Here is a 12,987-nt window from a genome sequence, read left to right as displayed (position 1 = left end):
GCTCGCCGCCCACCCAGATGGCCACAACCATCCGCGATGTCGCCCGCGCCGCCAGCGTGTCGATCGGCACCGTCTCCCGCGCGCTGAAGAATCAGCCAGGCCTCTCCGACGCCACCCGCCTGCGGGTCGTCGAGGCCGCGCGTCAGCTCGGTTACGACCCGGCCCAGTTGCGCCCGCGCATCCGCCGGCTGACCTTTCTGTTGCACCGCCAGCACAATAATTTCGCCGCCAGCCCGTTCTTCTCGCACGTGCTGCACGGTGTCGAAGACGCCTGCCGCGAGCGCGGCATCGTGCCCTCCGTGCTGACTGCAGGACCCACGGAAGATGTGATCCAGCAGATGCGCCTGCACGCGCCCGACGCGGTCGCCGTCGCCGGCTTCGTCGAGCCTGAAACGCTCACTACGCTCGTCGCCATGCAGCGCCCGCTCGTGCTGATCGACCTGTGGGCGCCGGGGCTGCGGTCAGTCAACCTCGACAACGCGGCCGGCGCGGCGCTGGCGATGCGCCATCTGTTCCAGCACCGCTACAAGCGCATCGCCTTCATCGGTGGCTCGCTCGCCCATTTCAGCATCGCGCAGCGTGCGCTCGGCTACCGGCGCGCGTTCTTCGAAGCGGGTCTGCTGTTCGACCCCTCGCTTGAAGTGACCATCGACGCCGGGCTCGACCCCGACACCGGCGCCGCGCTCGCCATGCAACGCGTACTCGATGCACCCGGCGAGCGTCCCGACGCCGTATTTGCCTACAACGACGCCGCCGCGCTTGCTGCGCTGCGCGTCTGCCTCGCACGTGGCCTGCGCGTTCCGCAGGACATCGCGATCATCGGTTTCGACGACATCCCTGCCGCCGCTCACGCCACCCCGCCACTGTCGACGATCGCCGTCGACAAGGAAGCGCTCGGCCGGCGCGGCGTCGAACTGCTGCTTGAAGAGTCGCCCACGCAACTCGAAGTCCACCTGCCCGTTCATCTCATCGCACGTGCCAGTACCTCGGTGAAAACACCATGACACAATCCGATCAGCTTCATCCCGACCATCCCGATCACGCAGGCGCCGCGACGCCCAAGGCGCCCGCTGTCGCCAGCTTCCGCGAGCGCGAATTTCTGCTCTCGCACATCCAGGACACCTTGCGCTTCTACGCGCCCAACGTGTTCGACCCGAGCGGCGGCTTTTATCACTTCTTCAGCGACGACGGTTCGATCTACAACCGCACGACGCGGCATCTCGTCAGCAGTTGCCGCTACGTGTTCAACTACGCGATGGCGTATCGCGAGTTCGGCGATCCGCAGCACCTCGAATACGCGCGCCACGGCCTGAATTTCCTGCGGGACGTGCACTGGGACGCCGAACTCAAGGGCTACGACTGGGAGTTCGACTGGCGCGACGGCACCAAGCACGTACTCGACGCCACCCGTCATTGCTATGGACTCGCCTTCGTGCTGCTGGCCTATTCGCATGCCGCGATGGCCGGCATCGAAGAAGCGAAGCCGATGATCGGCGCCACCTTCGAGCTGATGGAGCACCGCTTCTGGGATGCCGCCGCCGGCCTCTACGCCGACGAAGCGACGCCCGACTGGCGCGTGAGCTCGTACCGCGGCCAGAACGCCAACATGCACACCACCGAGGCGTTGCTCGCCGCCTACGAGGCAACCGGCCATCTGGTGTATCTGGATCGTGCCGAACGCGTGGCGTCGAACATCACGCTGCGTCAGGCCAAGCTCTCCCAGGGTCTCGTGTGGGAACATTTCCACGCAGACTGGTCGGTGGACTGGCACTACAACGAGGAAGACAGCTCGAACATTTTCCGTCCGTGGGGTTTCCAGCCCGGTCACCAGACAGAGTGGGCGAAGCTTCTGCTGATCCTCGAGCGCCATCGCCCGCTGCCGTGGCTGTTGCCGCGCGCCATCGAACTCTTCGACGCGGCCATGACGCACGCCTGGGACGACGATCACGGCGGCCTCTACTACGGCTTCGGCCCGGACGGCACGGTCTGCGATCACGACAAGTATTTCTGGGTCCAGGCTGAGACCTTCGCGACCGCCGCGCTGCTCGGCAAGCGCACCGGCAACGAACGCTTCTGGGACTGGTACGACGAGATCTGGCGCTATAGCTGGACGCACTTCGTCGACCACAAATACGGCGCGTGGTATCGCATCCTGACCTGCGACAATCGCAAGTACAGCGATGAAAAAAGCCCGGCCGGCAAGACCGACTATCACACGATGGGTGCATGCTACGAAGTGCTGATGCATGCACTGCCGCACGCCCCATCCAACACAACTGAATCCGCACGGTGAGCACCATGAGCGCGAGCACTGAACTTCCCCTCTTCGTTTCGCCCGGCGACATCCTGACCGACCTCGTGCGCACCGGCGACTCGCAATGGCTATCGCGCCCAGGCGGCGCGGGCTGGAACGTCGCCCGCGCGGTCGCGCGGCTCGGCCTGCGGACCGCCTGCGTCGGCTCGCTCGGCACCGACAATTTCTCCGACGAGCTCTGGGACGCCAGCGTCGCTGCCGGTCTCGACATGCGCTTCATGCAGCGCGTAGAACGACCGCCGCTGCTGGCGATCGTTCATCAGACGCACCCGCCGGCGTACTTCTTCATGGGTGAGAACGGCGCCGACCTCGCCTTCGATCCCTCGAAGCTGCCGGAAGGCTGGATGGGCCAGGTGAAGTGGGCGCACTTCGGCTGCATCAGTCTCGTGCGCCAGCCGCTCGGCAACACGCTCGCCACGCTCGCCGCGCAGTTGCGCGAACGCGGCGTGAAGATCAGCTTCGACCCGAATTACCGCAATCTGATGGCGCACGGCTATGAGCCGACGCTGCGCAAGATGGCCGCGCTCGCCGACCTCATCAAGGTCTCGGACGAAGACCTGGGCCTGCTGTTCAAGACCAGCGAAGCCGACGCGCTCGCCCAGCTGCGAGCGATGAATCCGAAGGCGACCGTGCTCGTCACGCGTGGCTCGGAGAAGGCCACGCTGATCGAAGGCGACACGATCATCGAAGCCCAACCGCCGCGTGTCGAAGTGGCGGATACGGTCGGCGCGGGCGACGCGTCGATTGGCGGCCTGCTGTTCAGCCTGATGACGGCGCCACAACGCGGCTGGCCGGAGCATCTCGCCTTCGCGCTGGCAGCCGGCGCGGCCGCTTGCCGTCATGCCGGTGCGCACTCGCCGTCGCTCGATGAAGTGGTGGCGTTGCTGCAGGGGTGAGCTGCGCGGCGCGCCGACATTTGGCGCGCTAACCAGGGTGTCACACAGATGGCCGGTGAGTCCCGAATCGGCGTGCTAGGATGGAATCTCCCCCTTGCTGGAGAAGCATCATGGAGGACGTCACCTACACCAAAGGACTCTACACGGCCGTTGCCACGGTGCAGCCGGCAGACGGTGGAGCGTACCGCGGTTTCGTCACGCTCTCGCGCGACGAGGGCGGCGAGCTGGAGAACACAGTCTACGAAGTCGAGGCCACCTCGACCACCGAGGAAGAAGCCCTCGAAGAAGCCAAAGCGCTGGCTCATCGCATCCTCGGCGAAATCGAATTCTAGGCAGGCACCCCACATGCTGGTGCCGTTGGTGCCGGCAGCACGTTCGCGCTGCGTGGCGCTTTTCTGGAAACAACCGGCTGGAGGCGATAATGGCTGAACAGCTCTTCCTCTATGGCGTGTACTCGATTCACGTGCGCCCCCTCGAGTTACAAGGTGCGCGATGGGATGCGGAATTTGAAATCCGTCATCTCGAACGCGCGGTGCAGGCGTGGAAAACGGTCGGCGGCGACGCCGGCTACGCCGGTGAAACCGAAGCGATTGAAGCGGCCCATCAACAGGCGGTCACGGATATCGAACACGGCGCGGGAATTCCGAAACCGCGCACTTTCCCGTGATGGCGTGAGTTCGCACGAGGCGGACTGAGGCCGCATTGCGACGCGCGGTGAAGCGCCCAAAATCTGCAAGGGCACGCCGTGCGGCGTGCTACGCTTTGCGCGTTTTCATGCCGACAAACACGCAATGGCCACCAATACGTCAGACCGCACGACCGGCCCAAGCTCGGGGCCGCCCCCTGGCCTCGGCTCCATGCCCGGCACCGGCGCGAGCACCCACTCGGCCGCTGCGGACGCCGAGGCCACGTCGCGCAAGCGGCTGCCTCGTGGCAGCCGCGAGATTCCATTCGGTTCGCGCACGATCATTGCGCACGGCATGCCGGTCCGCTTCTGGCAGGACATTTACCACAGCGCGCTAGTGGTCAAATGGCCCGTGTTCTTCGTGTCGCTGGCGTTGATGTTCCTGCTGCTCAACGCCACGTTCGCTTCGCTCTACATGCTCGGCACGAAGCCGATTGCCAATCAGTTTCCCGCCGGCTTTGGCGGCGCGTTCTTCTTCAGCGTCGAAACGCTCGCGACAGTCGGCTACGGCGACATGCATCCACAGACGGTCTACGCCCACTGGATCGCCACGCTCGAAATTTTCGTCGGCATGTCAGGCATCGCCTTGGCGACCGGCCTGATCTTCGCGCGCTTCTCGCGGCCGCGCGCCAGGATCATGTTTTCGCGCTACGCCGTAGTGCGGCCTATCGACGGTCACATGACACTGATGGCGCGCGCGGCGAACGGCCGGCAGAACCTGATCGCCGAGGCGCACGGCAGAATGCGCCTGATGCGCGTCGAAACCTCTCCCGAGGGCTACACGTTACGCAAGCTCTATGACCTGACGCTCGTACGCGATCAGCATCCCGCGTTTCTGTTTAGCTGGACCCTGATGCATATCATCGACGAGACGAGCCCGTTGTTCGGTGAGACGGCCGAGTCGATGAAGGCGCGCGAAGCGTCCTTGCTGATTTCCATCGAAGGCGCGGACGACCAGACCGCGCAAACCATGCAGGCGCGTCATACCTGGGAAGCTGATGCGATTCGCTGGCAGTACAAGTATGTCGACCTGCTACGTGAAGAAGAAGGGGTTAGCCATATCGATTACGTCCACTTCGACGAAGTCGAACCGCTTGAACCCATGGCGCCGCCGGTCCCAGCCGCCGCGATCGACCCACGGGCGGTGCCAGGCGCGTAGGGTAAATAAGGCCCCGTTGGGTTCGATGGCAGATCTATCTCAAAACCGGCCGAATTCGCGAAGTACTTCACTGCTTTGCGTGAGCAAACCTGGAAACTAGCAATAATTTTCTCCAATCGGCGCTAAAAAATAGAGTCTCTTTCGACGCGAAGCCTTTGTGGTCCCCATCCACTTCGCGCGGACGCATAAAAACGGAGACTCGCCATGACCGCCCGCTTGCCCATCGAAGGCACGCCCGCCCTCGCCGATTACAAGCTGACCGATAACCTCACCGCCACCCGCGGCCGCATTTTTCTGACCGGCACGCAGGCGCTGGTGCGTCTCGTGTTGATGCAACGCGCGCTCGACAAGGCGCGTGGCATGAATACGGCGGGCTTCATCAGCGGCTATCGCGGCTCGCCGCTCGGTATGGTCGATCAGCAATTGTGGAAGGCGAACAAACTGCTCGCAGCGAGCGATGTCCGCTTCCTGCCGGCGATCAACGAAGAACTCGGTGGCACCGCCGTGCTCGGCACGCAGCGGGTCGAATCGGATCCGGAGCGCACCGTCGAAGGTGTGTTTGCGATGTGGTACGGCAAGGGTCCTGGCGTTGACCGCGCCGGCGACGCGCTCAAGCATGGCAACGCCTACGGCTCGTCGCCGCATGGTGGCGTGCTGGTGGTCGCGGGCGACGATCACGGCTGTGTGTCGTCGTCGATGCCGCATCAAAGCGACTTTGCAATGATGGCCTGGCATATGCCGGTGGTGAATCCGTCCAACGTCGCCGACATGCTGGAGTTCGGGCTGTATGGCTGGGCGCTGTCGCGCTTTTCGGGCGCATGGGTGGGCTACAAGGCAATTTCGGAAACCGTCGAATCGGGCTCGACGGTCGATCTCGATGCGCTGCAAACGCAATGGACCGCTCCGCAAGATTTTGTCGAACCCGCCGGTGGTCTGCATAACCGCTGGCCCGATCTGCCGAGTCTCACCATCGAAGCCCGGCTCGCGGCCAAGCTCGATGCAGTTCGCCATTTTGCACGCAGCAACAGCATCGACAAATGGATCGCACCGAGTCCGCATGCGAACGTGGGCATCGTCACCTGCGGCAAGGCGCATCTGGACCTGATGGAAGCGCTGCGCCGGCTCGATCTCACGGTCGCCGATCTCGAAGCGGCAGGCGTGCGGATCTACAAGGTTGGACTGTCGTTCCCACTGGAGATGACGCGCATCGACACGTTCGTCGAAGGTCTCTCCGAAGTGCTCGTGATCGAGGAAAAGGGTCCGGTCATCGAACAGCAGATCAAAGACTATCTGTACAACCGGCAGGACGGCGCGCGTCCGGTGGTGATCGGCAAGCATGCGCAGGACGGGTCGTCACTGCTGTCGTCGCTTGGTGAGTTGCGGCCCTCGCGCATCCTGCCGGTGTTCGCGAACTGGCTCGCGCGGCACAAGCCCGCGCTCGATCGCCGTGAGCGTGTGGTCGATCTGGTGGCGCCGAAAATTCTCTCGAACGCCGCCGATGCCGTGAAGCGCACGCCGTACTTCTGCTCCGGCTGCCCGCACAACACGTCGACGAAGGTGCCGGAAGGTTCGATCGCGCAAGCGGGTATCGGCTGCCACTTTATGGCCTCGTGGATGGAACGCGACACCACCGGCCTGATCCAGATGGGCGGCGAAGGCGTCGACTGGGCCTCGCATTCGATGTTCACGAAAACGCGCCACGTCTTCCAGAACCTCGGTGACGGCACGTATTTCCACTCGGGCATTCTGGCGATCCGCCAGGCAGTCGCGGCGAAAGCCACCATCACCTACAAGATTCTCTATAACGATGCGGTCGCGATGACGGGCGGTCAACCGGTCGACGGCAGCATCTCGGTGCCGCAAATCGCGCGTCAGGTGGAAGCGGAAGGCGTGTCGCGCTTTGTCGTGGTCAGCGACGAGCCGGAAAAGTACGACGGTCATCACGACCTGTTCCCGAAGGGCACCACGTTTCATCACCGCAGCGAGCTCGACGCAGTGCAGCGCGTGCTACGCGATATCGACGGCGTCACCGTGCTGATCTACGACCAGACCTGTGCGGCCGAAAAGCGTCGTCGCAGGAAGAAAGGCGAGTTTCCCGATCCGGACAAACGCCTCTTTATCAACGAAGAGGTCTGCGAAGGATGCGGCGATTGCGGCGTGCAATCGAACTGCCTGTCGGTCGAACCGGTTGAAACTGCGCTCGGCCGTAAGCGCCGCATCGAACAGTCGTCGTGCAACAAGGACTTTTCCTGCGTGAACGGCTTCTGTCCGAGCTTTGTGACGATCGAAGGCGGCAAGCTCAAGAAGGCCGCGGGCGTGGCATTCGATGCAGCGGCGCTGGCTGCGCGCGTCGATGTCCTGCCGGTGCCGGCCACCCAGCTCGACGCCGCACCGTACGACATTCTCGTGACGGGCGTCGGCGGCACGGGCGTCGTGACGGTGGGCGCGCTGATCAGCATGGCTGCGCATCTGGAGGGCAAGAGCGCTTCCGTACTCGACTTCATGGGCTTCGCGCAGAAAGGCGGCTCGGTGCTCTCGTTCGTGCGCTTTGCAGCACGAGATGAATGGCTCAATCAGGTGCGCATCGATACGCAGCAGGCCGACGTGCTGCTGGCGTGTGACATGGTTGTAGGGGCGAGTTCCGATGCACTGCAGACTGTCCGTCACGGTCGCACACGGATTGTCGTGAATACCCATGCGATTCCGAATGCAACCTTCGTGCAGAACCCGGACGCGAACCTGCACGCCGGCGCGCTGATCGACAAGATGCGTCACGCGGCAGGTGAAGAGCGTATGTCGGCATGCGATGCGCAGGCCCTCGCCACCCGTTTCCTTGGCGATACGATCGGCGCGAACATCCTGATGCTCGGTTTTGCGTGGCAGCTCGGCTTGGTGCCGGTGTCGTTTGCCGCGATGATGCGCGCGATTGAATTGAACAATGTCGCAGTGCAGATGAATCAGCTGGCGTTTTCGATCGGCCGCCTCGCGGCGGCTGATCCGGCGGCACTCGAAGCATTGTGGCAAGCTCGGCACGGTGCGCTACAACCGCTGCGCATCGATACGGTGGATGAACTGGTCGCGCATCGCGAAGCGCGTCTTGCCGTGTATGGCGGCGAGGCTTATGTGAAGCGCTATCGCGCGCTGGTGGATGCGGCACGGCGTGCCGAGGCGAGTGTCGGTGGAGCTTCATCAGGCGAGCGTGTGACGCGTGCAGTTGCGACGACTTTCTACCGTCTGCTGGCTGTGAAGGACGAATACGAAGTGGCGCGCCTGCATACGGATAGCGCGTTCCGGGCGTCGCTGGAAGCGCAATTCGAAGGCGTCGCGGGCAAGGACTTCGGTGTGAAATTCAACCTCGCTCCGCCCACGTTGTCGAGTCCCAGGCATGGCGCGAATCCGGTGAAGAAGACATTCGGTCAATGGCTGTGGCCGGTGCTTGGCACGATGGCGAAATTCCGTGGGCTGCGCGGCACGATGCTCGATCCGTTTGGCCGCACACTGGAACGCCGGATGGAACGCGAACTGGCGGACGATTACGAAACCACCCTGCAACGAGCGTTTGCGAAGCTCGAGGCAGGTAATGTCGAGGAGGTCGTCAAGCTAGCGGATCTGCATGCTCGTGTGCGTGGATACGGGCATGTGAAGCTGGCGAATCTGGCCGGTGTGAAGCGTTCCGAACGCGAACTGGCTGCGAGGCTGCAGATCGAAGCGGCGACGGGCGCTGCGGTCAAGCAGGCGCTGGAAGAGGCAAAGGGTGCTGGAACCTTGCGAGGGATTCCGGTGGTTGTGGCGAAGTGAATCTGAAAAGGTGCGGGCCGCCGCGGGGGTGATTCGTCGCGAACATCAGGACAGGGAACGATCCTACGTCGCCTCCAGTGCAGCCCGCACACGCGCAATCTTCTGCGGATCCAGCGGCGCCAGCCCATTCCCGTCAATCCGCACGCCCGAGCCGAAGTGCACCGCCTTGACGCGGGTGGACTGAACGAATCCGGCCAAGGCATCCACCGTCAAACCTGCACCAGCCAGCACAGTGCAGTGCGAACCCGCCGCCTGCTGCAACAGCGTTCGAATCATCTCTTCGGCTTGCAGCACCGACGGCTTGCCGCCCGAGGTCAGCACATTCGTGACCGCGTCGAACCCGAGCAGTACATCGAGCGCCTCATGCAGATCGCGGGTTTCATCGAACGCACGGTGGAACGTGATCGCAAGACCATCCGCCGCGTCGATCGCCCGCGCTAAACCCTCGCGGTCAATCTCGCCGTCAGGAGTCAGCATCCCGATCACCACGCCGCTCGCGCCCGCTGCGGCGACCGCCCGCACGTCGCGCAACATCACCGCAAAGTCATCGTCGTCGAACACGAACGAACGGCTGTGCGGCCGCACGATCACATTCACAGGAATATCGACGGCCGCCGTCACGGCCTCGATCAACCCGAGACTGGGCGTCAAGCCGCCTTCGCCCATGCCCGTAATCAACTCGAGCCGGTCGGCTCCCGCCTGCGCGGCAAGCCGCGCGTCGGCGACCGTGGTGGCGATGACTTCCAGCAAAACGTGGGATTCGGACATGGCGGCAAATCGGCGTCGCTAAAACCGACATTATCTCAGGGCCGCTATTCCTCCACCCAATCGATATCCCCGCACAGCACACATGTCTGCTCACCGACATGCGTCACCACCGACAGCGTCACGCACGGCAATGCCTCGTTGATCGACAGGTACGGCCGGGTCACATGCACCCTGTCCGGCGCATTGATCGCCGCGCGAAAATATGGCCGCCGCAACCAGTTCGCCCCCTGGGCATCGGCGAGTGGCAAAAAGCGCGTCTCATGCGAGGCCCGGTCGGCGCGCAGCACCACGTTGCGTCCCGCCTGACGGCCTTTCTCGTCGAGCAAAAAGCAACGTGCCGCGTGATCGAGCGCGAGGAAGTTCCAGCACACCTCATCGAGCAGCTCGCCGGCCGCGAGCCGCTCCGCCGCGCGTTCGAACGCGCGGATATACGGCGCCAGCCGGCTCGCATTGCGCCGCTCGCGTGCTTCAGTCTGGTCGCGATAGCGCTCGGTGACCTCGCTGATGCAGATCACGGCCTGCGCGCTGTCCGCGGCACCCGGGTTCGGCCGGCCAAAGAAAAAGCCCTGCACGAAATCGGCGTTGCAGCCGAGCGCCATCTGCGCCTCGTGCTCAGTCTCCACGCCTTCGATCAGCACGAGCTTGCCCGCTTCGTGCAGCAGCGCGACGAGGCCCGGCAGAATTGTCGCCATGTCGGCGCGATGTGCGGCATGCGAGAGCATGATGCGATCGAGCTTGACGATGTCGGGGTTCAGTTGCCAGATCCGTTCGACGTTCGAATGTCCCGCGCCGAAATCGTCCAATGCAATCAGGAAGCCGAGTTCACGGAACTTGCGCACCGCATCCGCGAGCCGCTCCAGGTCTTCCGCGCGTTGCTCCAGCACCTCCAGCACAATGCGCCGCGGCGACAGATCAAGCCGCCGCAGATTCGCGAGCAGCGCGGCGGCATGGTACGGATCGGTCAACGCCCCCGGATGGACATTGAGAAACAGCCACTCCTTCTCGGCGCCGAGCACCTTGAAGTTCTCCAGATGCAGCGCCTGCGCCAGCCGGTCCACCTGCAGCACGTCGCCAATCCGCGCCGCCTGGCCGAACACGTCGAGCGGCGACACCGGCCGGTCGAGCGCGTCGTGGGCGCGCAGCAAACCTTCGTAGCCGACCGCGCGCATATGCGACAAACTGAAGATCGGCTGAAACACGCTCGTCAGCTCCAGATCCCCGTGCCGCACCGAATACCGCTCGAGCCCCGAGGTCACACTCACCTCGAAGCCGTGCGGTGCGGCGGCCGTTCTTTCCTGTTGCGCAATCGTCATGCATTCCTCTCACGCGAGAGCCGGGCCGGTCCAACCGCGGAGGCGAACACCCACAGCGCCGGTTCTCAAAATGTGCGTCATCGATACTCCATAAGCAAGGTCCGTGCGCACGCTGGCGCACGTTCAAGCGAAGTTTGCATGCGGCGCTGCACCGACTAAAGCTGCCGGCGTTGCGTCCGGGCGCATAACGCACCGATTCGGTGCGTCGCCGTTACCCAAAAAACGCTATTTGCGGAGCATGAATTGTCCTGAGCAGCGCGCTTCAACCGGTAAGGCGTGCCGCCGGGTCGAGACCTCGGGCTAAACTTCGGCCTTATGTCCCCAGTCAGAACACCCGCGGCCTACGCACAAAACCCGCTGTCTTCTCCTTAAACGAGCCAGATGGAAATTGTCTTCACTGTCCTGATCCTCCTGCTTGCGGTGGCCGCCTCCGGTGCCGTTCGCGTGATGCCGGTCAAGTTGCCGCTCCCGCTCGTACAGATCGTCCTCGGCGCCCTGCTCGCGTGGCCCAGGCTAGGGCTGCACGTCACCTTCGATTCGGAAATCTTCATGATGCTCTTCATTCCGCCGCTTTTGTTCGCGGACGGATGGCGCATCCCCAAGCGCGAGTTCTTCATGGCGCGCCGCGCGATCCTGCTGCTCGCGCTCGGACTCGTCTTCATGACGGTGCTGGCGGTCGGCTATTTCGTGCACGCGCTGGTGCCGGCTATCTCGCTGCCCGTCGCCTTCGCGCTGGCTGCCGTGCTCTCGCCGACCGACGCGGTCGCGCTGACCGGCATCGCGGGCAAGAACCGGATTCCGGGGCAACTGATGCACATCCTGGAGGGTGAGGCGCTGATGAACGATGCGTCGGGCCTCGTTGCGCTGAAGTTCGCCATCGCAGCCGCGTTGACCGGTGTGTTCTCGCTGCGCGACGCCTCGATCAGTTTCGTGATCATCGCGCTCGGCGGGCTCACGACAGGTGCCGTGGTGAGCTGGCTGTTCAGCTTCGTGTCCGCGCGTTTTCTGAGCGTGATGGAGAACGGCGACCCGGCACCGGGCGTCGTGATGACACTGCTGATCCCGTTCGCGGCCTATCTGTTTGCCGAGCATTTCGGCTGGTCCGGAATACTCGCAGCGGTCGCCGCCGGGATGATGATGAACTACACCAGCATCGCGCATGCGGGGCCGGTCGCGGAGCGGGTGCGGGCCAACAGCACATGGGCAATGATCGAATTCGTCTTCAATGGCATGGTGTTCATTCTGCTCGGGCTACAGTTTCCGCATATCCTCGGCCGGGCGTTGATCGACGCACACGAGACCAGCAATGAGCAGGTGCTATTGCTGATCGGCTATATCGCCGCAGTGGCGGTTGCGCTGTATGCGCTGCGCTTTGTGTGGGTATGGCTGCTGCGCTGGTATGCGAGCCGCGGCGCCGCGAAGCAGGGCATGGCGAACGCGGTGCCCGGCCTGCGGACCGTCACGATCACGACGGTGGCCGGCGTGCGCGGTGCAGTGACGATGGCCGGTGTGCTGTCACTGCCGGAGACGTTGCCCAACGGGATGGCGCTGCCGGGACGCGATCTGGCGATCTTCATCGCGGCGGGCGTGATCCTCGTGTCGCTGCTCGTGGCGGTGGTGGGGTTACCGCTGCTGCTGCAGGGCTGGCGGCGCGGGCGCGATCCACATGCAGCCGAGGAACGGCACGCGCGCAAACTCGCGGCGCAAGCGGCGATTCGCGCCGTCGACGATCTGCACGAGACCGCGAGCGCCGATCTCGACGAATCGGCTGCGGCCTATGCGACCGATGTGACGGCACGCGTGATGGATATCTACCGTCGCCGTCTCGCAACCCTCGGCGATGCGACTACGCCTCCGAGCGAGCAGGCCCGCCGCGCCGAGGCGCTGGAGTTTCAGATGAAGCTGGCTGCGATTCGCGCGGAACGCGCGGTGCTGCTGTCGCTGCGCAACACGCAGAAGATCAACGACGAAACACTTAACAAGCTGATGCGCGAAGTGGATCTGTCGGAGACGGCGCTGATCACGCGCGGCGTGGCGCGCGCGTGAACGTAGAC

10 protein-coding genes are annotated in these 12,987 nt (G+C 64.0%); 8 read left to right on the top strand and 2 right to left on the bottom strand.

Annotation, left to right across the window (positions count from 1 at the left end):
• The first annotated feature begins 17 nt into the window (after window positions 1-17).
• The 7 genes from P3T24_RS18385 (at window position 18) to P3T24_RS18355 (ending at window position 8,852) form a co-directional block, all read left to right on the top strand.
• Window positions 18-1,004 carry a LacI family DNA-binding transcriptional regulator gene (locus P3T24_RS18385; protein WP_429406909.1) on the top strand — a complete coding sequence of 329 codons (987 nt, stop codon included), beginning with the start codon at window positions 18-20 and terminating at the stop codon, window positions 1,002-1,004.
• Window positions 1,001-2,293, top strand: coding sequence for an AGE family epimerase/isomerase (locus tag P3T24_RS18380; protein WP_429436648.1), 1,293 nt, complete (start codon window positions 1,001-1,003; stop codon window positions 2,291-2,293). Before P3T24_RS18385 ends, P3T24_RS18380 begins: the two co-directional genes overlap by 4 nt.
• Window positions 2,294-2,298: 5 nt before the next feature.
• Window positions 2,299-3,210 carry a carbohydrate kinase family protein gene (locus P3T24_RS18375; RefSeq protein ID WP_429436645.1) on the top strand — a complete coding sequence of 304 codons (912 nt, stop codon included), beginning with the start codon at window positions 2,299-2,301 and terminating at the stop codon, window positions 3,208-3,210.
• A gap of 110 nt (window positions 3,211-3,320) precedes the next feature.
• On the top strand, window positions 3,321-3,542 hold the full coding sequence (locus tag P3T24_RS18370) for a hypothetical protein (RefSeq protein ID WP_074263163.1): 222 nt from the start codon (window positions 3,321-3,323) through the stop codon (window positions 3,540-3,542).
• A gap of 89 nt (window positions 3,543-3,631) precedes the next feature.
• The gene (locus tag P3T24_RS18365) at window positions 3,632-3,877 is read left to right on the top strand and encodes a hypothetical protein (RefSeq protein WP_074263162.1); all 246 of its coding nucleotides are present in this window, start codon (window positions 3,632-3,634) and stop codon (window positions 3,875-3,877) included.
• A gap of 124 nt (window positions 3,878-4,001) precedes the next feature.
• A complete protein-coding gene (locus P3T24_RS18360; RefSeq protein ID WP_429436642.1) occupies window positions 4,002-5,054 on the top strand; it encodes an ion channel in 1,053 nt (350 codons plus the stop codon).
• A 204-nt stretch (window positions 5,055-5,258) separates the two neighbouring features.
• Window positions 5,259-8,852: an indolepyruvate ferredoxin oxidoreductase family protein gene (locus tag P3T24_RS18355; RefSeq protein ID WP_429436639.1), complete on the top strand. Its 3,594-nt coding sequence runs from the start codon at window positions 5,259-5,261 to the stop codon at window positions 8,850-8,852.
• A 63-nt stretch (window positions 8,853-8,915) separates the two neighbouring features.
• Here P3T24_RS18355 and P3T24_RS18350 read toward each other — a convergent pair whose 3' ends face one another.
• Window positions 8,916-9,620, bottom strand: coding sequence for a copper homeostasis protein CutC (locus tag P3T24_RS18350; protein WP_429436637.1), 705 nt, complete (start codon window positions 9,618-9,620; stop codon window positions 8,916-8,918).
• A 44-nt stretch (window positions 9,621-9,664) separates the two neighbouring features.
• A complete protein-coding gene (locus tag P3T24_RS18345; RefSeq protein ID WP_429436634.1) occupies window positions 9,665-10,933 on the bottom strand; it encodes a sensor domain-containing phosphodiesterase in 1,269 nt (422 codons plus the stop codon).
• 381 nt (window positions 10,934-11,314) lie between these two features.
• Here P3T24_RS18345 and P3T24_RS18340 point away from each other — a divergent pair, with 381 nt between their 5' ends.
• The gene (locus P3T24_RS18340) at window positions 11,315-12,979 is read left to right on the top strand and encodes a Na+/H+ antiporter (RefSeq protein ID WP_429436632.1); all 1,665 of its coding nucleotides are present in this window, start codon (window positions 11,315-11,317) and stop codon (window positions 12,977-12,979) included.
• Window positions 12,980-12,987 lie beyond the last annotated feature (8 nt).

Source organism: Paraburkholderia sp. GAS33 (assembly GCF_050436645.1).
Taxonomy (GTDB): domain Bacteria; phylum Pseudomonadota; class Gammaproteobacteria; order Burkholderiales; family Burkholderiaceae; genus Paraburkholderia; species Paraburkholderia phenazinium_B.
This window is presented reverse-complemented; position numbering and strand designations above follow the sequence as displayed.

What these genes read in the sequence shown, in the direction of transcription:
- P3T24_RS18355 (WP_429436639.1), top strand. Translation starts at nt 5,259, where the DNA reads ATGACCGCCCGCTTGCCCATCGAAGGCACGCCCGCCCTCGCCGATTAC.
- P3T24_RS18385 (WP_429406909.1), top strand. Translation starts at nt 18, where the DNA reads ATGGCCACAACCATCCGCGATGTCGCCCGCGCCGCCAGCGTGTCGATC.
- P3T24_RS18360 (WP_429436642.1), top strand. Translation starts at nt 4,002, where the DNA reads ATGGCCACCAATACGTCAGACCGCACGACCGGCCCAAGCTCGGGGCCG.
- P3T24_RS18340 (WP_429436632.1), top strand. Translation starts at nt 11,315, where the DNA reads ATGGAAATTGTCTTCACTGTCCTGATCCTCCTGCTTGCGGTGGCCGCC.
- P3T24_RS18345 (WP_429436634.1), bottom strand. Translation starts at nt 10,933, where the DNA reads ATGACGATTGCGCAACAGGAAAGAACGGCCGCCGCACCGCACGGCTTC.
- P3T24_RS18365 (WP_074263162.1), top strand. Translation starts at nt 3,632, where the DNA reads ATGGCTGAACAGCTCTTCCTCTATGGCGTGTACTCGATTCACGTGCGC.
- P3T24_RS18370 (WP_074263163.1), top strand. Translation starts at nt 3,321, where the DNA reads ATGGAGGACGTCACCTACACCAAAGGACTCTACACGGCCGTTGCCACG.
- P3T24_RS18375 (WP_429436645.1), top strand. Translation starts at nt 2,299, where the DNA reads ATGAGCGCGAGCACTGAACTTCCCCTCTTCGTTTCGCCCGGCGACATC.
- P3T24_RS18350 (WP_429436637.1), bottom strand. Translation starts at nt 9,620, where the DNA reads ATGTCCGAATCCCACGTTTTGCTGGAAGTCATCGCCACCACGGTCGCC.
- P3T24_RS18380 (WP_429436648.1), top strand. Translation starts at nt 1,001, where the DNA reads ATGACACAATCCGATCAGCTTCATCCCGACCATCCCGATCACGCAGGC.